Origin of the sequence: Staphylococcus sp. HMSC62B09 (assembly GCF_001839115.1) — a bacterium.
In the GTDB taxonomy this organism is placed as follows: Bacteria; Bacillota; Bacilli; order Staphylococcales; family Staphylococcaceae; genus Staphylococcus; species Staphylococcus haemolyticus.
On the sequence record NZ_KV840149.1, the window covers coordinates 136,734 to 162,059 of the forward strand.

General features: G+C 32.6%; 25 protein-coding genes and 1 pseudogene. 13 read left to right on the forward strand and 13 right to left on the reverse strand.

The features are described from left to right. Positions 1–33: 33 nt before the first annotated feature. From HMPREF3265_RS07280 to HMPREF3265_RS07295, 5 genes are all read left to right on the forward strand, one after another. Positions 34–906, forward strand: a complete 873-nt coding sequence (locus HMPREF3265_RS07280; RefSeq protein WP_070440538.1) for a LysR family transcriptional regulator — start codon at positions 34–36, stop codon at positions 904–906. Between the two features lie 330 nt (positions 907–1,236). Continuing rightward, positions 1,237–1,404: a hypothetical protein gene (locus tag HMPREF3265_RS12605; RefSeq protein ID WP_174165701.1), complete on the forward strand. Its 168-nt coding sequence runs from the start codon at positions 1,237–1,239 to the stop codon at positions 1,402–1,404. Between the two features lie 301 nt (positions 1,405–1,705). Beyond that, positions 1,706–4,387, forward strand: coding sequence for an MMPL family transporter (locus tag HMPREF3265_RS07285; RefSeq protein ID WP_070861211.1), 2,682 nt, complete (start codon positions 1,706–1,708; stop codon positions 4,385–4,387). Positions 4,388–4,410: 23 nt separating this feature from the next. Further along, the gene (locus HMPREF3265_RS07290) at positions 4,411–5,355 is read left to right on the forward strand and encodes a glycine betaine ABC transporter substrate-binding protein (RefSeq protein WP_070861212.1); all 945 of its coding nucleotides are present in this window, start codon (positions 4,411–4,413) and stop codon (positions 5,353–5,355) included. A gap of 349 nt (positions 5,356–5,704) precedes the next feature. After that, on the forward strand, positions 5,705–6,295 hold the full coding sequence (locus HMPREF3265_RS07295) for a TetR/AcrR family transcriptional regulator (RefSeq protein ID WP_070678308.1): 591 nt from the start codon (positions 5,705–5,707) through the stop codon (positions 6,293–6,295). Positions 6,296–6,335: 40 nt separating this feature from the next. Here the strand turns inward: HMPREF3265_RS07295 and HMPREF3265_RS12610 are convergent, their stop codons facing one another. Then, positions 6,336–6,509, reverse strand: coding sequence for a hypothetical protein (locus HMPREF3265_RS12610; protein WP_174165700.1), 174 nt, complete (start codon positions 6,507–6,509; stop codon positions 6,336–6,338). 65 nt (positions 6,510–6,574) lie between these two features. After that, on the reverse strand, positions 6,575–7,744 hold the full coding sequence (locus HMPREF3265_RS07300) for an MFS transporter (RefSeq protein ID WP_176743863.1): 1,170 nt from the start codon (positions 7,742–7,744) through the stop codon (positions 6,575–6,577). Positions 7,745–7,978: 234 nt separating this feature from the next. Here HMPREF3265_RS07300 and HMPREF3265_RS07305 point away from each other — a divergent pair, with 234 nt between their 5' ends. Together HMPREF3265_RS07305 and HMPREF3265_RS07310 are read left to right on the forward strand one after the other, a co-directional pair. After that, the gene (locus HMPREF3265_RS07305) at positions 7,979–9,031 is read left to right on the forward strand and encodes an LLM class flavin-dependent oxidoreductase (protein ID WP_070581034.1); all 1,053 of its coding nucleotides are present in this window, start codon (positions 7,979–7,981) and stop codon (positions 9,029–9,031) included. 18 nt (positions 9,032–9,049) lie between these two features. Then, positions 9,050–9,409: a DoxX family protein gene (locus HMPREF3265_RS07310; protein WP_037538195.1), complete on the forward strand. Its 360-nt coding sequence runs from the start codon at positions 9,050–9,052 to the stop codon at positions 9,407–9,409. Between the two features lie 69 nt (positions 9,410–9,478). On the opposite strand, the gene HMPREF3265_RS07315 is transcribed toward HMPREF3265_RS07310, so the two are convergent. The 4 genes and pseudogenes from HMPREF3265_RS07315 to HMPREF3265_RS07330 all read right to left on the reverse strand — a co-directional run bounded on the left by HMPREF3265_RS07315 (position 9,479) and on the right by HMPREF3265_RS07330 (position 12,375). Then, on the reverse strand, positions 9,479–10,318 hold the full coding sequence (locus HMPREF3265_RS07315; protein ID WP_070581036.1) for an SDR family oxidoreductase: 840 nt from the start codon (positions 10,316–10,318) through the stop codon (positions 9,479–9,481). Between the two features lie 141 nt (positions 10,319–10,459). Then, positions 10,460–10,936: a peptide-methionine (S)-S-oxide reductase gene (locus HMPREF3265_RS07320; protein ID WP_070581038.1), complete on the reverse strand. Its 477-nt coding sequence runs from the start codon at positions 10,934–10,936 to the stop codon at positions 10,460–10,462. A 74-nt stretch (positions 10,937–11,010) separates the two neighbouring features. Continuing rightward, positions 11,011–11,363: pseudogene (locus HMPREF3265_RS07325) on the reverse strand (hypothetical protein). Positions 11,364–11,430: 67 nt separating this feature from the next. After that, positions 11,431–12,375 (reverse strand): DUF4352 domain-containing protein, encoded by a 945-nt coding sequence (locus HMPREF3265_RS07330; protein WP_240565814.1) that lies wholly within the window; start codon positions 12,373–12,375, stop codon positions 11,431–11,433. A gap of 217 nt (positions 12,376–12,592) precedes the next feature. Here HMPREF3265_RS07330 and HMPREF3265_RS07335 point away from each other — a divergent pair, with 217 nt between their 5' ends. The 3 genes from HMPREF3265_RS07335 to HMPREF3265_RS07345 are packed head-to-tail and all read left to right on the forward strand — an operon-like array spanning position 12,593 to position 14,464. Beyond that, complete coding sequence (locus tag HMPREF3265_RS07335; protein ID WP_037538190.1) at positions 12,593–12,784, forward strand: hypothetical protein; 192 nt, start codon at positions 12,593–12,595, stop codon at positions 12,782–12,784. 21 nt (positions 12,785–12,805) lie between these two features. Further along, positions 12,806–13,462, forward strand: coding sequence for a response regulator transcription factor (locus HMPREF3265_RS07340; RefSeq protein WP_053036069.1), 657 nt, complete (start codon positions 12,806–12,808; stop codon positions 13,460–13,462). Between the two features lie 3 nt (positions 13,463–13,465). Further along, on the forward strand, positions 13,466–14,464 hold the full coding sequence (locus HMPREF3265_RS07345; protein WP_037552131.1) for a sensor histidine kinase: 999 nt from the start codon (positions 13,466–13,468) through the stop codon (positions 14,462–14,464). Positions 14,465–14,791: 327 nt separating this feature from the next. Here HMPREF3265_RS07345 and gtfB read toward each other — a convergent pair whose 3' ends face one another. Both gtfB and HMPREF3265_RS07355 read right to left on the reverse strand, forming a co-directional pair. After that, the gene (gtfB, locus tag HMPREF3265_RS07350) at positions 14,792–15,931 is read right to left on the reverse strand and encodes an accessory Sec system glycosylation chaperone GtfB (RefSeq protein ID WP_240570485.1); all 1,140 of its coding nucleotides are present in this window, start codon (positions 15,929–15,931) and stop codon (positions 14,792–14,794) included. Between the two features lie 827 nt (positions 15,932–16,758). Then, on the reverse strand, positions 16,759–17,241 hold the full coding sequence (locus HMPREF3265_RS07355) for a GNAT family N-acetyltransferase (protein ID WP_070861213.1): 483 nt from the start codon (positions 17,239–17,241) through the stop codon (positions 16,759–16,761). Between the two features lie 208 nt (positions 17,242–17,449). Between HMPREF3265_RS07355 and HMPREF3265_RS07360 the strand changes: the two genes are divergently transcribed. Beyond that, positions 17,450–18,187 carry an LPXTG cell wall anchor domain-containing protein gene (locus HMPREF3265_RS07360; RefSeq protein WP_256323921.1) on the forward strand — a complete coding sequence of 246 codons (738 nt, stop codon included), beginning with the start codon at positions 17,450–17,452 and terminating at the stop codon, positions 18,185–18,187. A 129-nt stretch (positions 18,188–18,316) separates the two neighbouring features. Here HMPREF3265_RS07360 and HMPREF3265_RS07365 read toward each other — a convergent pair whose 3' ends face one another. The 5 genes from HMPREF3265_RS07365 to HMPREF3265_RS07385 form a co-directional block, all read right to left on the reverse strand. After that, complete coding sequence (locus HMPREF3265_RS07365) at positions 18,317–18,694, reverse strand: magnetosome magnetite crystal formation protein family (protein ID WP_070440521.1); 378 nt, start codon at positions 18,692–18,694, stop codon at positions 18,317–18,319. A 458-nt stretch (positions 18,695–19,152) separates the two neighbouring features. Next, positions 19,153–19,980: a phosphonate ABC transporter, permease protein PhnE gene (gene phnE / locus HMPREF3265_RS07370; RefSeq protein WP_048667839.1), complete on the reverse strand. Its 828-nt coding sequence runs from the start codon at positions 19,978–19,980 to the stop codon at positions 19,153–19,155. Then, the gene (gene phnE, locus HMPREF3265_RS07375) at positions 19,977–20,777 is read right to left on the reverse strand and encodes a phosphonate ABC transporter, permease protein PhnE (RefSeq protein ID WP_011274649.1); all 801 of its coding nucleotides are present in this window, start codon (positions 20,775–20,777) and stop codon (positions 19,977–19,979) included. The genes phnE (HMPREF3265_RS07370) and phnE (HMPREF3265_RS07375) overlap by 4 nt, the downstream gene beginning before the upstream one ends. Before the next feature lies 1 nt (position 20,778). Continuing rightward, positions 20,779–21,552, reverse strand: a complete 774-nt coding sequence (gene phnC, locus HMPREF3265_RS07380; RefSeq protein WP_011274648.1) for a phosphonate ABC transporter ATP-binding protein — start codon at positions 21,550–21,552, stop codon at positions 20,779–20,781. Between the two features lie 276 nt (positions 21,553–21,828). After that, positions 21,829–22,788 carry a phosphate/phosphite/phosphonate ABC transporter substrate-binding protein gene (locus HMPREF3265_RS07385; RefSeq protein WP_070581044.1) on the reverse strand — a complete coding sequence of 320 codons (960 nt, stop codon included), beginning with the start codon at positions 22,786–22,788 and terminating at the stop codon, positions 21,829–21,831. A 309-nt stretch (positions 22,789–23,097) separates the two neighbouring features. Between HMPREF3265_RS07385 and HMPREF3265_RS07390 the strand changes: the two genes are divergently transcribed. Both HMPREF3265_RS07390 and HMPREF3265_RS07395 read left to right on the forward strand, forming a co-directional pair. Beyond that, positions 23,098–24,639: a bifunctional metallophosphatase/5'-nucleotidase gene (locus HMPREF3265_RS07390; RefSeq protein WP_070861215.1), complete on the forward strand. Its 1,542-nt coding sequence runs from the start codon at positions 23,098–23,100 to the stop codon at positions 24,637–24,639. Positions 24,640–24,712: 73 nt separating this feature from the next. Further along, positions 24,713–25,276 carry a hypothetical protein gene (locus tag HMPREF3265_RS07395; protein ID WP_070861216.1) on the forward strand — a complete coding sequence of 188 codons (564 nt, stop codon included), beginning with the start codon at positions 24,713–24,715 and terminating at the stop codon, positions 25,274–25,276. Positions 25,277–25,326: the final 50 nt, after the last annotated feature.

Below are 25,326 nucleotides of genomic sequence, written 5' to 3' on the forward strand. Positions count from 1 at the left end.
TAAACAAAATATATATTTTGGGGAAATCAATTTATGAATACAAAGCAATTACTCATCTTTAAACATTTCGTTGAGGCACAAAACGAAAACGCCGTCGCTGAAAAACTTGGTATCACACAACCAACGGTAACTTTTCATTTGAAAAACTTAAGCAAAGAATGTGGGTTACCTCTATATTTCAAAAAAGGTAAACATTTCAACCTCACTGAAGCTGGTGAATTACTCTATCGGAATGCGAATAAAATGCTTAATTTAATAGAAGAAACAACAGATATGATGGAAGATTTCAAACAATCTAAACGAGGAACTTTAAGAATTGGTGCGAGTCACGCTCCAATCTATAGCATTTTACCGTCAACATTTAAAAACTATATGCATGAACATCCAAATATAGATATTAACTTAACAGTAGATACTGCGCCAATTATTATCGAGAAAGTTAAAGACCGTAAGATTGATATTGCTGTCATAGCTGAAAAAGGTTTTAACGAGGGTGAACTACAAGTCAAACGTCTTCATGAAAATCCATTAGTGCTTGCTATGGACAAACGTCACCCACTTGCTCAAAAAGATCATCTTACTTTAGAAGATATTAGTAGTTACCGTTTTATCATTCATAATAGCGGAGCAACTCGAGACAGTATAGACGAATGGCGTAACAAGAACTTTATCAACTTAGACGTTCACATGGAAACCAATAGTATTAGCAGTATCCTTACAACAATAAAAGATTCAAATTACTTAAGTTTAGTCAGTGAAAATGCTATAAGTCATCATCCAAGCATTATTAGTAAGACTTTGCCTAATGCCCCAACCACAAGTTACATCTCACTCATATACCGTAATGATAGACATCTCACTTCTATTATCCAAGATTTCATCACATTAATATATAACACTAAATAGTTCCTGCAAATTTGAGCAATCACGTTGATTAAATATTTATTAACATGATTGCTCTTTAATACTATCCGTCCTTCTACAGTTGCTTTCTGTTTCTTTTCTCAAAATAATTCAAATACGTATAGTTTGAAAAGTCAGTTTATTATTACCTTTATAAAATATTAAGAATGTATAAATTTTGTTAATAAACTTTCCAAAAAGTTATAACAATTTTACAATATATTAATAAATCGCTATAAAAAAATACGCTTACATAATATAATAGATTTGAAAGAAAGATATACATATTAATCAATTTGCTATTTGTACTTTTTTGATTAGGAGGTACGGTTAATGCTCGTTCTTTCCATCATTTTATTACTTTTAGGTCTAATTTTAATCGGTATTAGTAGATTTGTTGCATACCAACATGACATTGACCTCAGAGAAAAAATTTATATTCCTGGCGTAATTTTTGTCTTAATAGGTGCATTACTTCTCCTGTTTTATTTAATGAACTAACTACATCGCAAGTCTACATACCAAATTATTTTCAGGTATACCATCATCACGAGGTTACCTGTTTTCTTATATATCCCCTTAATACACGCTATTTTCACCAACAATTTTTCCAAAGTGTTGCATTTTCCAACGACGTAAAACTTTTAATGGTACCGAACGTGGGTATAACTTGTTACATTATCAAATGTAACATTTTAAATATGCTTAATTTGAGGTATCGATTTAATGTAATTGCTCACAAATCATCAACACATTACCCATACTTTAAGCGATATAAATTAATGAAATAGGGGGAAATGTCTTGGCAAAGCTATTATACAAACTAGGAAAATTTATAGCTAAGAACAAATGGCTAAGTGTTATAGGATGGCTTGTTATACTAGGTGTCATTATCATGCCATTAATGATAAACTCACCGAAGTTTGACAGTGACATCACTATGAACGGCCTTAAGTCATTAGACACAAACGATAAAATTAGTAAAGAATTTCATCAGGACAGTGAGAAAGCCTCGATGAAAATAGTCTTCCATTCTAATAAGAATGATGGACTCAATAATAAAGATACGAAGAAAGATATTGAAGATGCTTTAGACAATATCAGACAAAATGATGATTATATCCAAAATATCTCTAATCCATATGACAGTGGACAAGTTAACGATGAAGGCGATACCGCTATCGCTAACGTAAGTTATGTAGTTCCACAAACTGGATTAAAAGATTCTTCTAAACATATCATCGACAAAGAATTAAAAGATGTAACTGACAACCACAATGTGCAAATTGAAAAAACTCAAGGTGGCGCTATGAATGCTGAACCTGGTGGTACATCAGAAATTGTCGGTATTGTCGTAGCATTCGTAATCTTACTTATTACCTTTGGTTCACTTATCGCAGCTGGTATGCCAATTATTAGTGCAATCATCGGTTTAGGTTCAAGTGTTGGTATCATCGCATTATTAACATATATCTTTGATATTCCAAACTTCACTCTTACACTAGCTGTAATGATAGGTTTAGCTGTTGGTATTGACTACTCACTCTTTATTCTATTTAGATTTAAAGAACTTAAGAAAAAAGGTGTCGATACTGTAGAAGCTATCGCAACAGCAGTGGGTACAGCAGGTAGTGCTGTAATATTCGCTGGTCTTACAGTTATGATTGCTGTTTGTGGTTTATCACTTGTAGGAATCGACTTCTTAGCGGTTATGGGATTCGCTTCAGCGATTAGTGTGTTATTTGCAGTATTAGTATCATTAACACTATTACCTGCCCTAATCAGTATCTTCCATAAAAGTATTAAAATTAAAGATAAACCATCTAAAAGTAAAGACCCTAAAGATCATCCTTGGGCAAAATTTATTGTTGGTAAGCCAGTTATCGCTGTTATTGTAAGTTTAATTATTTTAATTTTAGCTGCTATACCAGTCAGTGACATGCGTTTAGGTATTCCAGATGATAGTTTAAAACCAACTGACTCATCAGAATACAAAGCCTATAAATTAATCTCAGATAATTTTGGCGAAGGTTATAACGGACAAATTGTCATGTTAGTAAATACAAAAGATGGTGGAAGTAAAAGCACTATCGAACGTGACTTAAATAATATGCGTAGTGATTTAGAAGACATTGATAATGTTGATACAGTTTCAAAAGCACAACTAACTGACAACAACAATTACGCATTATTCACAATCATTCCTGAAAAAGGACCGAACTCACAGTCAACAGAAAATCTAGTATATGATTTACGTGATTATCATAGCCAAGCGCAAGAAAAATATGACTATGACACTGAAATTTCAGGACAAAGTGTTATTAACATCGATATGTCAGAAAAACTAAACAACGCTATTCCAGTATTTGCAGGCGTTATCGTTGTATTAGCATTCTTCTTATTAATGATTGTGTTCCGTTCAATCTTAGTTCCATTAAAAGCAGTACTAGGCTTTATCCTTTCATTAATGGCTACATTAGGTTTCACAACATTAGTCATTCAACATGGCTTTATGGGTAGTTTATTTGGTATTGAAAACACAGGACCATTACTTGCATTCCTTCCAGTAATCACAATTGGATTGTTATTCGGACTTGCCATCGACTACGAGCTCTTCTTAATGACACGTGTACATGAAGAATACAGTAAGACTGGCGACAATGATCATTCAATCCGTGTAGGTATCAAAGAAAGTGGACCTGTTATCGTAGCTGCTGCACTTATTATGTTCAGTGTATTCATCGCATTCGTCTTCCAAGATGACAGTGCAATTAAGTCAATGGGTATCGCATTAGGTTTCGGTGTGTTATTCGACGCATTCGTCGTACGTATGACATTAATTCCAGCATTGACGAAACTCTTTGGTAAAGCTTCATGGTACCTTCCTAAATGGTTAGGTGCAGTATTGCCAAACGTTGACGTTGAAGGTAAAGCTTTAGAAGAAGATAATCATCACGACACATATTCTGAAAAAGGTCATGTCAACGATAAAAATAATGAATACGCTAGACAAGACAAAGATAACTATGTTTATCAAAATGACAAACGTAACCACAATCGCAATTATAATGACGAAGATTATAACCGTTCTGTGCATTTAGATAATCATCATGACCAGCATCATCGCCAACATCATTATGATAATCAACCTGATGATATCGACTATGAATCACTTTATACTCAAGATGGCGACCATACTCATCATGATGAACGTAATTATAATGATCGACACTATCAAGACATTTACGATAGAAACGATGATTATCGTCATAACAATCATGATCAACAAAATGATAACCATGATTATCATGATTCAAATTTCGATAAAACAACAAACTTATACAAAGAATTAACTGATAGCAATATTGATCAAGATGTATTATTCAAAGCATTAATGTTATACGCTCGTGAAAACAACAAAGGTGTTTACGATAGATATAACCGATCATCTCAACATCGTCATGATGACGAACTTAGAGACTAATATTAAAAAGGAGGAAACACGTTATGTTAAAACGACGTAGTTCGAAATTCTTAGGACTGCTAGCCACACTAGCCTTAGCCATAGTGTTAAGTGCTTGTGGTAATAGTGGTAGCGGTAGTGGTTCATCAGACGATAGTCAAACATCACTTGGTAATAAAGAAATCGAAATACCTTATATCGCGAGTGATAATTCAACACCACGTTCACTAGTTATAGCAGAGGTTTTGAAAAAAGCAGGTTATGATGTAACAACTACACCAGTAACAGCAAGTGGCCCGTTATATGCTACTGTATCAGAGAACTCTGATTCATTCCATGCATCAGGTATCTTCCCTACTACTGATAAAAGTTACTACGATAAGTTCAAAAGTAAATTAACAATTTATGATGATAAACATTTAATTGATAACACAAAAGTAGGTTTAGCCGTACCTAAGTACGTGCAAGATGTCGACTCAATTAGTGACTTAAAAAACAGTGACTTCGGAAAATCTGTAGATTGGACAATTCAAGGCACAGACGCACGTAATGGCGTTATGCAAGAAACTAAAGATGAACTTGATAGTGACAACTTGGATAAATATAGCTTGAAAGAAAGTTCTGACCAAGACCAATTCAAGAAAATTCAATCTGCTTTTAAACAACAAGAACCTATCGTCTTCACATCAATGGAACCTAGCTGGTTCTCTAAAGAATTAGACGTTAAAATGTTGAAAGATCCAGACAACATTTATGGTAATAATAATCAACATATTGACTTAGTATTTAACAAAGACTTTAAAGAAGCACATCCAGCTGCATACACAATTGCAACACGTATGGCAGATGATTGGAGTAAATCTGAAGAAGACAAATTAGCTAAAAAAATCTTTGTTGATAACAAAAATCCAGAACAAGTAGCTAAAGACTATGTGGATGATAATGATAATAAAGTAGATGAATGGTTAGAAGGTATTGAGACTAACTAATTACAAAGTTAAGAAAGATAAATAAAGAATATGCTCGTTTGGTGTAGCATATTTAAAACTCATAATGCAAATTTACAGTAGCAAACCGAGTTGAGAAGGCACTTAAGACAAACTCTTCTCAATCGTAGCTATTATTGCGAGGGAGTGAAACTAAACTCAGTTTCGCTCCCACTTTTTTATATCGCTCTTATAGTATTAAACGTTTCAAATAACTTATTTACTCTTTTTTTATAAACAAATTTAAACGTAGTATCAGTTGTTATGTTTGGAAAAATCAACTTTATTGTGATAAATTACTCTTATTACGTCAAGCTATCTGACTAGATTAAATAAATAGGAGAATCAGATAATGCCGTCAGCAAATCAAAAGCGTATGATTAAACATATTCATGAAACTGTATTTATACTTTTACATGATTATCATTTTGATGAAATCACCGTACAAAAAATATGTGATATTGCAGAAATCAACCGCAGTACGTTCTACAGATACTTCCAAGATAAATATGAATTACTCTACACTTTACCTGACTTTATTACACAACAAATTATAGCTAAAGGTGACACATCAGCAGACATTACAACCCCTGAATCATTTGAAGACTTTATCTATTACATTGGTAATAATAAAAAGATTTTCAAACATCTATTAGTTTCGTCTCGACAGGCAGATGTATTTAGAAGTTTAACGAATGTGAGTCGCGAAATGATGTTAAATAACTCAACTCGTAAGCGTGACCCCTTAGCGCAAAAGATTAGAGAAAGTAAACATCCTGAAATTGTAGCTGATTTTTACAGTAGTGGCGTAATAGAAGTACTACGACGTTGGGTAGAAAATGACTATAACTATACAGTTGAAGAAGTGTTTGAAACATTAAATAAAGTGTTTGAAACATTAAATAAAGTGCTTGAAACATCATTATATTGTTATGATAAATAAAAGCAATCTCACATAAATTAAGAGTGAGATTGCTTTTTTGTCATTTGCGTTTTTTAACGTCTACTGTCTTGTAAACCATAAAAATACTATTAGCTATGATTAATAATGCTAGAATGACCATTGGCCAAATACCTATATTAATCATATTAAATATAATGAGTACTATCATCAAAATAAGATTTAATGCGTTTGAAATCATTAATGATTTATCCACTGAAACCACCTCTTATTACGTTATAACCTAATTCACTAAATTTAATTAGAAATTGGTTACCTCAATTAATATTTCCTACGTGGCATGCATAGTGCAATCATAATAGCGATAATACCAATCATAGCTATAATATTAAATTGTACTGTGAAACTTGAAATCGTATTTAAGACAATGCTTAGAATAGGTGCAATCGCAGTACCTAAGAATAAAATAAATGTGTTTACTGATAAGAAGAACCCTTGGTTACCTCGAACAGTTAAGCCTACTTTAGAAATTGTTGATGGAATTGCGAAGGCGATACCACTTACAAACAGCACACTCCAAATAATTAGTAACACGATGTTTGTTGTTACAGACATTAAGATAAGTGCTACTGTACTCACAACTAATGAACTTAAAATAAGATTTTTAACACCTATGCGATCACTGATTCGTCCTGCAATTAGGGACAACAACATACCAATAATACCAAACAGTTTAGCATTAATCGCAGTTGTTTCATCCCCACCAATTGTATCGGAAGTGACGTAATGATTAAACACTGTATACATACTAATAAACATCGTCAACAATGTTAACGACACCCCATAGCATAAGAGCACGGATTTATTCGTTTTAAAATCACTAAAATTATTAAAGAATTTAAGTAATTGGATGTTGGGGTTCTTCACAGGACTTTCAGGAATTTGTCTATGAATAACAAAAGCTAAGATGATATATAGCACCGTTAAAGTGAAATAAACCATATGCCAATTTGAAAAACCTACTATGATCTCACTTAAATTTTGACCAATAATCCCTGATAACATGAAACTCGTACTAATGAAACTAATCGCAGTCATACGTTTGACCGATGAATAAGTTTCTGTCACGTATGTGATAGATACTGGTGAAAAGGCAGCAGCAAATATACCTTGTATCGCTCTTAAAACGACCAGTATTGCGAAAGAATGTACAAAACCTATGACCATACAAATCATTACAAGCCCACAAATTCCAAATAATATGGTGCGAATTCTCCCATATTTTTCTGAAATAGTCCCATAAAACAAACAACTTACTGAATATGTAACGGAAAATGCAACACCATTTAAAGTTGCAACTGATTGTGGAATTTTAAAGTCTTTAGCAAACTCTGCAGTTAATGGAATAGCCGTATATAAACTGCTCATTACTATAATTCCCGCAATAAAGAATATGGTTGTTATTTTGTTGTAATTCATTGTTTTTTGGATAGACATTTGCTTCTCCCTTCTTTCTATTTTCTACAACATTCCTATTATGACACTTTCACTTATTTTTCAAAAGACTATTTGAAATTGACAAAATACTTTTAAAGTTCTTTCATTTAAAAATCACATATTCGCTTTTTAAAATAAAAAATCTCTAATTCGAAACATTTCTATTGACTAATCTTAAAATAAGGACTACAATTCTAGTATAAAATTTATACCAATGGAGGTGACGTGTTGAAAATAGAATTAGGATTGACTTCATTTGCAGATAATGGGGATATGGTTATGCCTGATGGTACACAAGCTGCTGTTTCAAATGCTCAGAGAATTCGCGATATTGTAGAAGAAATTGAACTAGCTGATCAATTAGGATTAGATATATATGGATTGGGTGAACATCATCGTCCTGATTATGCTGTATCAGATCCAGTGACCGTACTTGCTGCTGCAGCATCAAGTACTAAGCATATTAAATTGTCATCTGCAGTAACTGTGTTATCATCAGATGACCCAGTACGTGTGTATCAACGATATGCGACATTAGACGCCGTATCTAATGGACGTGCTGAAATTATGATTGGACGAGGGTCATTCATCGAATCTTTCCCATTATTCGGTTATAATTTAAATGACTACGAAGACCTATTTAATGAAAAGTTGCAATTATTACTAAAAATCAACGAACATGAAGTTGTAAGTTGGGATGGTAAATTACGTCCAAGTTTCGACCCAACAGGTATATATCCACGTGTCGAACATGGTAAGTTACCTATTTCCATTGCAACTGGTGGTACACCTGAATCATCATTAAGAGCTGGTGCCTTTGGGTTAACAATAACGTATGCGATTATTGGTGGTAATCCTAGACGATTTACACGCAATATTGAGATTTATAAATCTGTCCCAGAATCTTACGGTCATAATCCAGACGAATTATCCGTATCGGTACACTCATGGGGGTACATCGCTGAAACAGACGAGAACGCTAAGAAAGAATTCTTCCCTTCTTTAAAAGCACACCATGATATTTTAGGTCGTGAACGTGGATGGCCTAGCTTTGACGAGAATATGTTTGAAAGAGAAGTAGGAAGTCAAGGCGCAATCTATCTGGGTAGTCCTGAGACGGTTGCTCAAAAAATTATTGAAACTGTTGAAACGTTAGGTCTTAACCGTTTTATGATTCATACACCTGTAGGTTCAATGCCTCATGAGTATGTAATGAAATCAATCCGTCTATTTGGCGAACGCGTTAAACCTATTGTTGATAAATACTTTGAAAACAAATAAAAAGGAGTTTTTTAAATTATGATTTTACGTTATGCTGCAAACTTAAAACTTGCTAAAGAATTATACACTGCTTCAAAACCTAAATTAAAAGGTGACCAAGAAATGAAAGATACATTCCAAAATGTATTCGGCTTACCAGAAAGCTCAGTTAAATTAGCTGGTACTGTAGAAGCTGCTGCCGCTGCTTTTTATGCTGCTAGTTTCTTAAACAAAAACTTATCACGTTTAGGTTCAATTGCTACTTTCGGTGTATTAGGCGTTGCTGCTTACAAACACTTTGAAGCTGGACATGGTAAAGAAGGTGCTCAACACGCTTTAGACTTATTAGGTTTAGCTGCATTAAGCTTTGCTGATACTTTCGATTGCGATAACAAATAGTATCGTTAAACTTTATAATGTAAAAGTAGGACGTGCGATGACTATCATCACACGTCCTATTTTTAATGTTCACTTTTTTAAAAATTCTGGGAAAGTTTTTGGTTTATCATGCACTAGTTGTTCAAAATCATTTGAATGTTGATCAAGTAACCCTCTTGCACCTGCTTCGTACATTGATGCAAGCAATGCACCAAACCCTTTAGGTTCATCATACATTTCTGAGAACTTTTCCAAAGAAACAGGACTATATTCAATCTTAGAACCTGCTGCTTCAGACAAAATTGCTGCTAATTCTGTCATAGAATAACTATAGCCAGAAAGTAAATATCTGTGTCCAAATTTATCTGGTTGTTGTAATAATGCTACGATACCTCTAGCAATATCATCTCTAGAAATATAATTAATACGGCCATCACCCGCTGGATAAATGAGTTTCCGCATATCTGCAAGTTCTGGTAAATAAGGTTTCAATGGATCCATATACATCGCCATTCTGACATAAGTATATTTAAGACCACTAGATGCAAGTAAACGTTCAGCGTAGCCAAAGTATGGACTCATATGGAAAGGATTATTATGTTGATCTGCATAGTATCCAATAAACATAATATGTGAGACATGTGCTTTATGAGCTGCACTAACTAAATTCTCCACTTCTGGGAGTCGCTTAAATGACGGATGAATAATACTCGGAATAAATATAACCGTATCAATACCTTTGAATGCACGAACCATACTTTCCTCATTAAAATAATCTAATTCTCTAACGCCTACTTTATCTTTCCAGTGTGATGGCATTTTATCTGGATTACGTATCCCAATATTAAAATCAGACACCTGTTCTTTAACTGCATGTTCAGTGATATGTGACCCAAGATGCCCGGTTGCGCCTGTAAGTAAAATTGTCATTACTATCGCTTCTTTCTTTTATAATTTAATTACTTTCTATAGTACTGTATTGCCCAAATTTGTCTGGATATACGTATTCTTAATGACATTGTTTCGAACTAACCTACACAAAATAGTGATTATTGTAACAGCTCATATTTTTCAAAGATATTTTTTCAACATGTCAGGCGTAACATGACAGTATGAGATATCCTCTGGATGTTTATCGAGTCTGTCTTGATGTTCCTCAGCACTTGCAACGTAATTATTTAAAGGTAACACTTCTACGGCAATTCGCTCTTTATCAGGTCGTTTTGAGATGAAGTCGCGTGCTTCTTCAAGATGCTTCTGTTCATCACTATAAATACCTGTACGATATTTGGGGCCTTCATCAACACCTTGTTTGTTAATACTATATGGATCTATAATCTCAAAAAGATAATTCATTAAGTCAGTAATTGATGTCTGCATAGGGTCGAATGTCGTTTTGGCACATTCTGCATAGCCGTCATATTTGTCACTAAGTGTTTCAGATATCCCATTTGCACGTCCCGCTTCAGTCGATAAGACACCTGGCAATGTTTTTATAAACGCTTGAACTCCCCATAAACATCCACCTGCAATGTACACAATTTCCATCTTTAACACCTCATTTCGAATCATAATTAAAAAAATAAAAGGAACTTTGTCATAGTTCCTTCTATTCTATCAAATTATTTCCTAACTAATGCGATAATTCCAGCAACGAGGATTAGAATACCTGATAAATAACCAAAAAATCCTAATATATATGAATTATTGCAGCAACAATAAGTATAATACTAATTAAAACACGTCTTTTATTAATTAAACAGCTTAATGTTAAAGTTATTGCTGATAAAATAATAGAGCTGGTTGCCACAATAGTCATTAATCCAACTAGTTCTGAACCATAACTTTTATCATAGTTTGTTAGAATTAGTGCAATCAATCCACCAATAATTCCAAATATATTTCCTGTTATTCCAAGAATCATTTCAATAATTCTGTTAGTTGGCTTAGGTTCATTCATATAATTATGTTCCATTGTTGTCTCCTTTTCTATGCTGCGTCATCTTCAGAAGAAGTATCTTCTGTATCTTCTGTTCCACTGTCTAATGATGAATCATCAGAACCAGGACCATTTGAAATGTCATCAGATTCAGATGCTTCATTTTCAGCTTATTCTGCTTGTTGTTGTTCATATTCTTCTTGAGCCAATTGGTCTTCATAATCTTGCATTGCTTTTTCGTATTCTTTTTCGCTTTAGCATTTTCTTTCTCATACAATGCTTCTACACGATCTTCTAATTGATTATACTCAATTTCTAACACATCTTTAGATACATGGTTCATCTTTTCACCATCAGTGAGTGAATTATATTCATCTACTAAAGCATTATACATATAAGCAGGATATGTCACGCCCAAGCCCGCTTGATCAGAATCATCATTTTCTTTTTTACTAGAAGATGTTGTATCTGATTCGTCCTCAACATCTGTAGTTGAGCTAGCCGAAGTATCTTTAGTGACATTTAAATTCTTAATTTCTGATTTATTAATAATCCATTGTGCCCTAACTTTGTTGAAATTAGGTACGGTATCTAATTCTAAAGTATAATGATCACTATCCGGTACATCATAAGTAATGTAGCCTGATGCAGTGTTATGCTGATTTAATTGGTGGCTAAATCCTTCATGCATATCTTCACTACCATACCATTCTTCATAATTCTCGTTATTTACTTTCATACTGAAATCAGTATTATCCATTAAAACTTGATCATCGTTATTATTTCTAAACTTTATGTATACTCTCAAGGCTTTGCCATTTACAGGCGCACTATACTCATCATGGTTATCTACGAATTCTACTTTAACTACTTTAATATCTACACCGTCATCATCCACGACTTGACCTATTTTAAATTTTTTCATTTTGTCTGTAGCTTTAGCCTTGTTATTGGCTTTTTCACCTTCTGCTTTATCTTTGTTGTCACTGAAGGAACATCTTCCTAAAAATACTAAAAATATAATACTTATAAAAAATAATCTTTTCATATTAGCCTCCTCATCTTTTTGTAAATTGAAAAGATACTATTTACATATATTTTTTTATACTTGATTTAAATTTTTTAGTGACATAAATAATTAATTGTTATCCCAACCTTTCATACTCTTTTATATGAATTTAAGAAGATAATACGAATTATTCATAACTTTTTCAGAATTAGTTTTTAAACTGGAATTACAAATTCAGATAAAGGAGTGCATATGAATGACTGGTATCATATCATCAGTATTATTACTCATTTCAATGGGGAGTTTAGCAGTAGCTTTTTTAACAGGAATATACGAAATACTTTCATGGTTAAGAGATAAAGATTATTCTCCTACATTTAAAATTCCCGTATTATTCTTTGGTTTATACGTGCTATTCTATATACCAACATTTATATTAATTAATTAATAAAACATGGAGGTGAAATATATGGAGGGGTTTCATATTTTATTAGTAGAAGACGATGAAACCATCGCTAAAAATTTAAAACAAATATTACAACAAAAAGGTGCACAGGTGACATTAGATAGAACTGGAGATAGCGTTTTTAACGTATTGAATGACGTTCATATCATTATTATGGATATTATGTTACCCAATAATGATGGTTTGTCTATCACTGATGGGATAAGAAGCATTTCTACTATACCTATTATTTATTTATCAGCAAGAGTTGATATCGATTCTAAAGTTAAAGGTTTGAATAATGGCGATGATTACCTTACCAAACCTTTCAATCCGAGAGAACTTATTTCTAGGATTAATAATCTTTTAACTATCCATTATGCTGATAAAGAGGCTCAATTTTATGAGTTTAAAGTTAATGCTAAAGACAAGATAATCAAATCTAATGATGGAAAGCAATTATCTTTAACTAAAACGGAACGTCGATTATTTTTCTATATGTATGAAAACAGAGATTTGATTTTAACTAAGGATCAAATTATTGATTACGTTTGGCAATTTGAATCCGCTTCTGAAAATACTTTGAACGCTTATGTAAAAAAATTAAGAACTAAGTTATTAGATTCTGGAACAATTATTGAGACAATTTATGGTATTGGTTATAGATTAAATGGGGGCTAATTTATGAGACTATTAAAAAAATACTATATGTTCATGGGATTGGGTTTATTATCGATACCTCTAGTTTTTTTAGCTATCAATAGTATGATACTACTATGTATTCTATTTATTGAAAAAGTCTTGGGTTATCCAATCGGTTTAAATTTTAAATCCAGTGGTCTTACAATAATTTTTTATATCTTTTTCTTCTTAATTCTAATTACTTTAGTTATTATTGCTTCACGCTATGTATATAAAATTGTGGATCGTTTACGTTTACTTAATGATAAATTATTAGACATTGCTAATAGTGACAAATTACCTAATAAATTAGACATACCTACTCATATAAATGACGAAATTGATGAAGTTGGCCAATCTATAAATATCTTAATAGACAGACTAAGATATAGAGAGTTAGAAATCATCGAAAACAAAAAGCAAGAACAAAATTACATTAATCAACTTGCCCATGATATTAATACGCCTCTAACTGCATTAAATTTAGAGTTATACCAACTCGGATTTCAATACCAAATTAATGATAATGATATAGAGTTATCTTATGAAAAGATAAACTATATTTCTAATTTAATTAAAGCATTACCTAACAAAGATGATATTTCTAGATTTTATACGTTTAACCACCAAGTTGATATACAAGCATGTATAAACACAACAATTGATAAATGGCACTATCTATTAGATTCAAAGAACATTCTAACCATTCTAAATGTTGAAGGTAACCCTATTTATTGGCTTGGTGACCAATTATGGTATGAGCGCTTATTTGATAACATTATTTCTAATATTTATAAACATTCTGATTCATCGCGTATTACCATTTTTCTAAACGAGGATTATATTACTATTCAGGATAATGGTATTGGCTTTAATGATATGTCTACTAAATCTAAAGGTTTAACTATTATTAAAGATATTTGCGAAAGATTCTCTTTAAAATTAAATATTAAATCTGATTCTAACGGTACTATAATCACTATTGAAAACAACAGAGAGTAATTATTTATATAAATCATTTATTTGTTAAAACTAGATATACTTTCTTAAAAATTGTTTTAAATTAAAACTACATAAGAAACATAAGCGTTCACATTCTTTCGTGTGTAGTTCTAAGATAGATTACGAAACATAGTTGCGAAGACTCCTAGGGGAGCATCCCAACTAAAGTGGAATGATGAACCTAAGTGCTATGACACACCAGGAACGCGTATCAACTTATTTGAGTAATCATCTATCTAAGAATACCTTTACAAAACAAAAAAGCTTTTGAGTAAAAGTAGACTTTTTGTAAGTCTTCATTTATCTCAAAAGCTTTATTATCCTCATTTAATGATTTAACGCATTCGTAATGACATTTTTAAACGTAGTTTCTTCAATACGATTATTCTGTTCTTGTTGTGCATTGACTCGCTCTTTAAATACACTTGGTTCCTTAACAATTTCATTTAATATATCAATTAATTGTTGAGGTTCGTCTTGCTTTGCAATATTCTTTTTAGCAATAAATGAACGACTATGCGCAGTTTCATCATAAGCCAAAATTAATTGATTATGGAGCATTGCACGTTCAATAGCATTAACGATTTCTCCACCTTTATTGATATCTAAATAAACATCACATGTTTGGAATAATTGATCAATCTTCGCTTGGGTGATTGTTGGATAAAGTTTAACGTTATCATATTTACCCAAGCCCATTAATTTAGCTGACATTTCGGTAATAGCACCAATATGAAATTCATAATCTTCACACTGTCGTATAATTTCTTCTAAATTGGGAAGATCATCAGAATTCGTTAAATTAAGTACTTGCTTGTTATAATTATTAGACTTCTGATAATCATACAAGTAGCCCAATTGACTGATGAAAGGACGATACTGCGCCTCAACATTTGATGTAATAGCCTCAAATTCTGCACTATCTGGGATAATTACTTTTGAATTCAGCGTCTCTTTATCTAACAATAACTTCATATTTCCCGGGACATTACTATGACTTTGTTCTTGCCAGAATAACACTGCATTCGACATATGATTCGATTGATATAACACGAAAAATGGTGTTGCCAATGAATTGATGAAGACAGTTGAAGTATCAACATCTATTTGGTCTAAATAGAAGCTAATGAAGTCTTGTTTTGACGCAAAGAAATGCGATTGACCTTGCCAATCTAATATAATATCTTTTGTGACAAAGTTTTCATATAATACTTCTTTCCCTTGACGATCGACGTAAGTCTTCAAGATGGGCTTTTTATTTAAATCATATACCGTTTCCGCAAATTTAAATCCATCTTTGTTATAAAAATCGACCGAACGCAAACGGTCCTTTGTATCAAACCACTCCACAAAACTCACAATTCGATTTTTAAAATGCTCGCGATAAAATATTCGCCCTCTTACATTACCATTATCTATAATTTCTGCATGATTATAATTACCTTTAATTTCCCATAATGGTGGCACTTGAACCTCATTAAAAAAGCTGGTTTATCGTCATCGTTTCGTTTATAATTTGCAAAAAATTGATACGGCGTCATGACGTTATCGGGTAAAAAACCGTCATCATCCATTACAATGGTCTCATGTTTAAATCCTGCAAATTGAAGTGATTGTTGAAGTTTTTGTGATGCTTCATCAAATATTTCAAATAAATTACACTTACTTCCCAATTGACTAATTGACCACAATTAATTTGAATGTACATCATTATAATTCACTTTACATGTAAATTGCAACAGAATTAGAACATCTATATATATAGTTTTTCTAGGTTTCATTGCACAAAACTCAATAACATTCAATCATCTATTCAAAATTGATTTTAGTGTTAATCTTGCAATACGTATATGAAGCTTGATTTAATAAGATATAATGGCAAAAATAACCTCAACCAATAAACATAACCACTTCAATGATTAGGGTTAAAATTCATTAAACTGCATGTAAATACATAGAATTAAACTATATAACAATTTTGTAACTATCCTAATTTTATTCATCGTATTTAAAATAAGAATGTATTGAAGAATTATTATTGAATACAGAATATTTAAGTTGAAATAGAACTAGTTTCCTCTTATTAAAATATAGTTTTCTTATACTTTTAAAATTGAAATTTAAAAATTAATCAAAAAGCTTTAAGAAGAAAGTATTATTTAATTACTGGAGTGAATGTCCAAAGAGGGAAATATCTATTTAAAATGTGAGAATAAAAAATGTTAGAACACTCAAGAAATAAATTAAACATAATATAGATTTAAGGTTGAAACGTATTCGTCTCAACCTTATCCTTACACTTCTTTAACCATGTTATACCACTTTATACCAGCATGTTGTGAGGTTGACTCTCCCTCATTGTTGTAGCCATAACGTTCATACAATGACACTAAAGCTTCTCGACATGTGAGTGTCACACCGCATCTTAATTGTTGCTTCGCCAGTTTCTCAGATTGCTCTAACAGTTTGCCCGCAATCCCTTGTCCTTGATAATCTTTGTTAACGACTAGACCTAATACACTAAGATAACCACCACTGTTAGGGTTGGATTGAATCTCTTCAAATAAGTCGTCGGTTATATATCGTTGATTGATTACAGGTCCATTAATATATCCGATTATGCGTCCTTCCTTTTCAGCGATAATGAATGTATCAGGTATTTTATTGATTCTCTGTTTCAAAGTTTTTGGCGTTGCCGCTTCATCTGGCGTAAAGCTCTCATTTTCAAGTTTAATAAGTGAGAACAAGTCTTCTTCTGTAACTTTGCGTAATTGCATTAAAACACCCTCTCTTAGTTTCAAAAAGTTGATTATATAATAGCTTACGCTTGTCTTAAATAAATGTATGACAAAACTGTCATTCAGTTGATAGAAGATATTAAGGTTTAAATTAAATTATTATGTTAAGTTATAAATATACATATTTATGATATTTTTAATTATTAAATAATCATCTTTATGTATGAAGAATGCTTTTTACTAAGGAGTGAATAAATTGATTAAAAGACGTTTTAAATATGCTTTTGGAACAACATTGGTAACATCATCACTATTACTTATGTCACACGGCCATGCTTTTGCAGCAACAAATAACATTGACCAAGCGTTCAACCATGATAACAATGGTCAACCAATTACATCCCAAGATAATAACAACAATGTAGATCCTGGATTTAACCACGATGTTGATGACAATAACGATACTGATCCTGGGTTCAATCATGATGTAATTAACAATAATGACGCTACTAAACACCAAGCTGAAGATAACGACATGGGATTCAATGGCTATGCTGAGCAAAATGGTCTAGTTAAACAAACATCTAAGTCTAATTCTCAACAAGACCCTGCTAAACACCAAGCTGAAGATAATGACATGGGATTCAATGGTTATGTCGAGCAAAACGGTCTAGTTAAACAAACATCTAAGTCTAACTCTCAACAAGATCCTACTAAACACCAAGCTGAAGATAATGACATGGGATTCAATGGCTATGCCGAAAAGCATCATTTAGTTAAACAACAAGATCAATCACCAAAATCACAAATGAATTCGACACTTAGTAAACAAGCAACTCGTTCTCAAGAAACGAGTCAAACTTCATTACATCACGAATTACCTATGACAGGTGAACGCGCCTCAACGACAACGTTTGTTTACAGTTTTATAGCTTTCATATTAGGCGTAGGTGTCATTAGCCTCAGACGTAAATTTTCGAAATAAGCAATAACTATATTTTTCTAATTATCTGTTACTTTTATTACTAGAGCATTTCTTTTATGCATATGAAAATGAAGAGGCTATCATTAAAGGTGTATTAACCTATAAGCGATAGCCTCTTTTTTATAACTTCTAAACTAATAATAATTTAATGCCTCTAATAATATTTTTAATGAACAAATAAACGCCTACTACCACCAATACAACTGCAATTGTCCATGAGCCAAATACAATCCAGCTTTCTGTATTAGTTGATGCATTGCCCATAACACTAGCAGATAGCATCAATGCTAATGGCGCTAATGTAAAGCAAACCCAAGTAAGTATATGGTTAAATAAAGCTTTACGTGCATGAGTTGATACAGATTTGTCAGCGATAATCCACATTACAATAGGTAATAGTATCGGTGCAAAAAACACACTTAAATAACTTATAGATGATGCAATATTTTCATTTCTACTACCATAGAATTCATCGTTTCTATATTTATTACTATTTACATTTTCCATATTTACTCACCTCACTTATATATTAACATATAAAATAGGAGACTTTTAGGAAAAGCGTCCAAAATTACAACTCTGTAAGTTTCGGATAGTTTATAATTTTGTAGAAATGTGAGACATAACTATGGCAAATAAATTAGTGAATGAATGCTTAAAATTTATATCTTAATGCAATAACATTTCAAAGCAGTTAGAACACAATGCTGTAATTCATCGACAAGGTTATAATGCTGACAAACGTGATGCTTATGCTGCGATGTCAAAAAGGTTCGTCATTCCTACAATGAAGTCAAAATCATTTTTGAAAACACTTTACATAGGGTTTTTAAAACATAAAAAATAAACCATGGTAATGGGACGCCACTCATATCAAATGCATTGTCCTATCCCCATGGTATATTTTAAACATTTAGAGTATCGAGCCGATTAAATATACTTTAATATTTACTCGACTCTCTCATCTATACAATTCGCTTACGTATTGCTCCTGAAATTAAGTCAACAATTGCTACCATAATAACTAATCCGATTAATATGATACCTACCCTGTCCCAAGAACGTGTTTGAAGTGCAAAAATTAATGGTGTACCGATACCTCCAGCACCGATAAGTCCTAGAATCGAGGCAGAACGTAAATTCAATTCAAAGCGATATAACACAAGCGATAAAAATGATGGTAATATCTGTGGTATAACTGCAAAGATCAAAGTTTTCGTCTTGTTAGCACCACTTGCTTTCAATGCTTCGACTGACGTGAAATCTAACCTTTCAATATCTTCAACGAATAATTTTCCTAGCATCCCTACTGAATGTATACCTAAAGCTAGTACACCTGAAAATGACCCCGGACCAACCGCTTTAATGAAAATTAGAGCCATAACAATCTCTGGAAATACACGTATCACACTTAATATAAATTTAGTGATACCGGTTACTGGACGAATTTTGATTAAATTCTGTGCACCTAGAAAGGCAAATGGAATACAGATAATAGCTGCAATAAACGTACCAATCACCGCAATCGCAAACGTTTCAAGTAATCCACGTAATAAATCTTCACCAGCAGGAATATATACATAACCCCAATCCGGATGAAAAAGTCCGTGAAAAATAGATTTTAAAATTTCAATGGATTTGGATTTTAATTCTAATGCGGGCATTCCTACAAAACCCCATGCAATAATAGCCAAAACAACAATTGCAATCATCCAATTTTTAATTATTTTTTGCTTATGCTTTTTTGATTTAATAGGAAACTTTTGTTCTAAATTATCTTTATTTTGTGTCATGCGAGTTGTTCCCTCACTTTCGAGCTTACATAGTCAATTATGACAACAATAACTAATGTAAATAGAATAATCATCGCAGTTTTAGGATATTGGAATAAGCCTAAAGTAGAATCATAGAACAATCCAATACCGCCAGCGCCTACAAGACCAAGTACCGCTGAAGCACGAATGTTAATTTCAAAAGCGAACAACACATATGAGAAGAAAGTTGATAATATTTGTGGCACAACGCCGAAGACAATCCATTTCGTTTTATTTGCCCCAACTGCCGTCATGGCTTCCATTGGTCCTGGATCTATGGTTTCAAGTGCTTCATATAATAACTTTGCAATAACACAAATAGTTAAGATAAATAGTGCTAATACACCTGGAATTTGACCAATACCAAAGACAGCTACAAATATAGCTGCTAGTAATAAATCTGGTATCGTACGCACAATATTTAAAATAAAACGAGCGGGAATTGAAATCCATTTCGTTTTAACAATATTACTTGCACAGATTAAAGCAATTGGGATAGATACAATCGCGCCTAGAAATGTCCCAACAATAGCCATGCGAATGGTATCTAACATAGGTTTCAATATTGTATGTATATATGCCCAGTCTGGCGGTACCATTTGTCCAAAGAATGAACCAATTTGAGGTAAACCTACCATTAAATCGGCAAAACTAAAGCCAGTATATAAGAAACTCCATATTATTAAAGCTAATACTAGAAAAATAGTAAAACTCGTTTTAAGCGAAAACTTTTTATTCAAATATTCATCATATTTACTCGTTGTAGGTGTCGTCATATTATTCAACCCCTAGCTTCTCATCATCTTTAAGTTTACGACCGTAAATATCATTAAACACTTCTTCAGTTGCTTCACTTGCAGGGCCATCGAATACAAGTTCACCAGCACGAAGCCCTATAATACGCGTACCGTATTCAAGTGCTAAATCTACAAAATGCAAGTTAATAAGAATCGTAATACCTAATTCTTCATTTATCTTCTTTAAATCATCCATCACTTGTTTTGTTGTTAGAGGATCCAAAGATGCTACAGGTTCATCAGCTAAAATAATTGCTGGTTCTTGTGCTAATGCACGAGCAATTGAAATACGTTGTTGTTGACCACCAGACAATTCATCAGAACGTTGGTCGTATTTATCCAGAATATTCACTCGCTCTAAAGCATCCATGGCTTTTACTTTATCTTCTTTTGGAAAAAGACCTAACACCATCTTCCAAGTTGGATGATAGCCTACTCGTCCACTTAACACATTGCGTAATACAGATGATCGTTTTACAAGATTAAAATGTTGGAAGATCATCCCAATATTACGGCGCATCATTAGTAGATCATTACCTTTAGCTTTCGTAATCGATTTACCTTCAATAAGAATATCACCAGATGTTATATCATGAAGTCGATTAACTGATCTTAATAGCGTTGATTTCCCTGCACCTGACAAGCCTACGATAACTGCGAAATCTCCCTTTTCAATATTCAAATTGATGTCTTTTAGTCCTACATGCCCATTTGGATAAACTTTATTGACATCTTTAAATTCAATTTGACTCATTTAAATAGCACCCTTTATTTTTGCAAAGAAAGACGTGAGACAGAATTGTTAACGAATTCGTTTTCTTACCCCCGCAAGGAACACAAGAACTGAGAAAGCTAGATTTAAGAGCTATCTCAGTTCAGTCAGCTACTGCGAATTTGTTGAGTAGCCTCAAAAATATTATTTTCGACCTTGCTCCTCTTTGCTTTTATTAATCTACAATGTTCATTAGTCTAAGTTTAGATATATTGTGATAATATTAAAACTTCAATTTCGTTTAATGATGTTCTAATATTATTTCATATCTTGAACTTGTTTTTCATATTTTCTTACAATATCAAAGTCTGAATCTTTGGCATCTGTGTATCCTTCATGAGAATATACTTCACTGATGATTTTGTGACCTTCTTTTGTTTTTGCGATATCTTTAAATGCTTTTTTAAGTTTATCTTGGAATTCTTTATCCATATCTGGACGAACTGAGATTGTGTCATTTGGAATAGGTTCTGTTAACTTAATAATCTTAGTGTCTTTAAATACGTTAGGTTGATCTTTTTTAACAATGTTACGTGCATCTTGGAATACTGCTGCCGCGTCAACATCACCATTGAGTAATGAAATAACCGCTTGGTCATGCCCTTTCACATTTACAATCTTCATATCTTTAGTAGCGTTAATGCCAGTCGCTTCTTTAAGTGTCGCAATTGGGAACGTGTAACCTGCTGTAGACGTTACATCTTGTAATGCGATTTTTTTACCTTTTAAGTCTTTTAAATCTTTAATTCCAGAATCTTTTTTGACCAAAATTTCTGATTTATAATCTTTAACTAATTTGTCTGAGTTAGACCCATCTTTGTTAACGCCATAACGTTGAGCTTGTAACAATAAATCTGCTGCTTTTTGATCATGTGCTAAAGTGTAAGCTGTTGGAGGTAAGAAACCTACATCTACTTTTTTAGACTTCATCGCTTCTACGATTGTATTGTAGTTAGTTGATACAGATACTTTTACTGGGATATCTAATTTTTTAGATAATAATTTTTCAAGTGGCTTTGCTTTCGCTTCAAGTGTGTCCGCGTTTTGAGATGGCACGAATTGCACTGTTAATTCTTTAGGTTTGTAACCATCTTTACCAGAATCAGAACCGCTGTCAGAACTTTTGTTGTTGCTATCTAATGAGCTATTATTTCCACATGCTGCCGCAAAAATAATAACTGTTAAAGCTAGCACTAAAAGATACTTCATTTGCTTCATAACTGTATTGCCCCCGTTCGATATGTATAAAATCGTGTAATTTGTCAATTTATATGACAATATAAGATTATCACAATATTAATTCAAATAATATTTAATTAATGTGAAATTTATATAAAATCTATTTATATCATTAAGATATTGTAAATAATTCCTAAAAATTCTTTTTAAATCTATTCTGTGTAGCTTTTATACTATAATTTTGCTATATAAAGATATAATTATTTTGAAAACGAATAATGATTGATTAACATGCATACCTTATAATTATAAATATTAATCACTGTCATTAATGAAAGGATGGTACTTATGACTCAACTTAGCTTTTATATCGTTAGTGATGTTCACGGCTACATATTCCCAACTGATTTTTCAAAGACGAATCAACAGTTACCTATGGGTTTATTATATGCTAATCAACTTATCGAACAATCAAGCAAAAACGACGATATTTACTTCAAAATAGATAACGGGGATTTCTTACAAGGGTCACCTTTATGCAATTATTTAGTATCTGAGTTACGCTCTAGCAAACCGTTAACAACGATATATAACCGCTTAAATTTTGATTTGGGAACGATTGGTAATCATGAATTTAACTATGGCTTACCATACCTTATAGACACACTACAAAACCTTAACCATCCAGTGCTTTGTGCTAATATTTTAGACTCAAAACAACAACCCTTTACAAGTGAAGGCGTGCATTATTTTGAAAAGGAAGGACTAACAGTAGGCGTCATCGGTTTAACTACGCAATACATTCCCAACTGGGAACAACCACATCATATCGAAGGCTTAACTTTCAAGAGTGCGATTGAAACACTTACCCAACTATTACCTAATGTCCGTGAAAAAGCTGACATCGTCGTCGTTTCATATCACGGCGGATTCGAACGTGATATAGATACAGAGGAACCAACTGAAGATTTAACTGGTGAGAATGAGGCTTCCGAAATTCTACATCGTTTCCATGAAAGCATCGATGTATTGATTACAGGTCACCAACATCGAGATATCGCGACAGTTAAATATGAAACTGCCGTTATTCAACCTGGTACACGTGCAACACAAATAGGTAAAGTAACGCTAACGATTGGCGACAATAATCAGATTATTGATACGCAAAGCGAATTGTTACCTGTAGTGGGAGACTCAGAATACAGTCTATTATCGGAAGATTCTAAGCTATTAACACATCTAGAAGACTGGCTAGATACTGAAATCACGACCTTACCTGAACCGATGTTAGTAGAAGATCAATTTGAGGCACGAATGAAACCTCATCCACTTATTAATTTAATAAATGTTATGTTATTGGAGAAAAGTGGTGCTGATATTACAAGTACGGCACTCTTCGACTCAGCAGCAGGATTTAATAAACGTATTACTATGCGTGATATTATTAATAATTATCCTTTTCCCAATACATTCCAAGTTTTAAAACTTACTGGTGCAGGCATTAAAGACGCTTTAGAAAAATCAGCAAGCTACTTCACGCTTAACGATAAAAATGAAATAACAATCAACGATGCATTTTTATATCCGAAACCACAGCATTTTAACTATGACATGTATGGCGGTATCACTTATACCATTCATGTAAGAGAACCTATTGGTCAACGCGTAACTGATATTAAGGTTGGCAATGAACCACTTATCAGTGATAAAACTTATACCATTTGTGTCAACAACTATCGTGCTGTAGGCGGTGGTAATTATGACATGTTCGCTGAAGCACCTGTAGCTAAAGATATACAAGAAGAAGGTGCACAACTTTTAATTGATTTCATTACCAATAACGATATATCTAACATACCTCAAGTTCTTAACTTCAAAGTCGAACTATAATTTTCCTCTTACATTATTTAAATAGTGTACAATATAAATGTAAATATTCTCACTAGAAAAGGAGTTCATTATTATGAGTGAATTTTTAGCTGCCATTGTCGGAGGTATCTTTGCGCTAATTGGGACATTTTGGGGGATTAAATATCAAATCACTAAAGAGAAAGAAGAAAAACGTGAAGATTATAAAAATGATATTTTGAGTATGATAGATTTAACTGCTTATAAAGCATCTAAAATAAGTAAAATTCATTTAAGTGAAACCAATGCTCTAATAAACAAGCCGCAAACGTTAGAAAAATGCGATGACGTGGAGGAACTTTTTGTAAAATTAGACGATCAAATTCAAGAATTATTGGGTACTATGAGTCACCATGAAGAAGAATCTAATAAGCCTATTCGTGATTTGCTAAATTGCTATGAATCACTGGAGAATTATATCTCTAAATTTTCTATAGCTGCAAGAATCTATAATGATAAATACGAAACAAACTCTGACGATAAGCACGTTATCATCGTGAGAACCAAAGAGAAATTAGATCGTAACATAAATACGTTCATAAATGATTTACGTCAATTTTCTAAACATCACTTCAATCACGATATGTACGAACCAACATTAAAATTCGAATCTGAATAACTATAATAGAACACCTCCAACATCGGTATAAAGATATACTGACATTAGAG

Excerpts from the sequence above, each read along its gene's own strand:
- HMPREF3265_RS07280 (WP_070440538.1), top strand. The coding sequence starts at position 34 with ATGAATACAAAGCAATTACTCATCTTTAAACATTTCGTTGAGGCACAA.
- HMPREF3265_RS12605 (WP_174165701.1), top strand. The coding sequence starts at position 1,237 with ATGCTCGTTCTTTCCATCATTTTATTACTTTTAGGTCTAATTTTAATC.
- HMPREF3265_RS07290 (WP_070861212.1), top strand. The coding sequence starts at position 4,411 with ATGTTAAAACGACGTAGTTCGAAATTCTTAGGACTGCTAGCCACACTA.
- HMPREF3265_RS07295 (WP_070678308.1), top strand. The coding sequence starts at position 5,705 with ATGCCGTCAGCAAATCAAAAGCGTATGATTAAACATATTCATGAAACT.
- HMPREF3265_RS07310 (WP_037538195.1), top strand. The coding sequence starts at position 9,050 with ATGATTTTACGTTATGCTGCAAACTTAAAACTTGCTAAAGAATTATAC.
- HMPREF3265_RS07315 (WP_070581036.1), bottom strand. The coding sequence starts at position 10,318 with ATGACAATTTTACTTACAGGCGCAACCGGGCATCTTGGGTCACATATC.
- HMPREF3265_RS07320 (WP_070581038.1), bottom strand. The coding sequence starts at position 10,936 with ATGGAAATTGTGTACATTGCAGGTGGATGTTTATGGGGAGTTCAAGCG.
- HMPREF3265_RS07330 (WP_240565814.1), bottom strand. The coding sequence starts at position 12,375 with ATGAAAAGATTATTTTTTATAAGTATTATATTTTTAGTATTTTTAGGA.
- HMPREF3265_RS07335 (WP_037538190.1), top strand. The coding sequence starts at position 12,593 with ATGACTGGTATCATATCATCAGTATTATTACTCATTTCAATGGGGAGT.
- HMPREF3265_RS07340 (WP_053036069.1), top strand. The coding sequence starts at position 12,806 with ATGGAGGGGTTTCATATTTTATTAGTAGAAGACGATGAAACCATCGCT.
- HMPREF3265_RS07345 (WP_037552131.1), top strand. The coding sequence starts at position 13,466 with ATGAGACTATTAAAAAAATACTATATGTTCATGGGATTGGGTTTATTA.
- HMPREF3265_RS07355 (WP_070861213.1), bottom strand. The coding sequence starts at position 17,241 with ATGCAATTACGCAAAGTTACAGAAGAAGACTTGTTCTCACTTATTAAA.
- HMPREF3265_RS07365 (WP_070440521.1), bottom strand. The coding sequence starts at position 18,694 with ATGGAAAATGTAAATAGTAATAAATATAGAAACGATGAATTCTATGGT.
- phnE (WP_048667839.1), bottom strand. The coding sequence starts at position 19,980 with ATGACACAAAATAAAGATAATTTAGAACAAAAGTTTCCTATTAAATCA.
- phnE (WP_011274649.1), bottom strand. The coding sequence starts at position 20,777 with ATGACGACACCTACAACGAGTAAATATGATGAATATTTGAATAAAAAG.
- phnC (WP_011274648.1), bottom strand. The coding sequence starts at position 21,552 with ATGAGTCAAATTGAATTTAAAGATGTCAATAAAGTTTATCCAAATGGG.
- HMPREF3265_RS07385 (WP_070581044.1), bottom strand. The coding sequence starts at position 22,788 with ATGAAGCAAATGAAGTATCTTTTAGTGCTAGCTTTAACAGTTATTATT.
- HMPREF3265_RS07390 (WP_070861215.1), top strand. The coding sequence starts at position 23,098 with ATGACTCAACTTAGCTTTTATATCGTTAGTGATGTTCACGGCTACATA.
- HMPREF3265_RS07395 (WP_070861216.1), top strand. The coding sequence starts at position 24,713 with ATGAGTGAATTTTTAGCTGCCATTGTCGGAGGTATCTTTGCGCTAATT.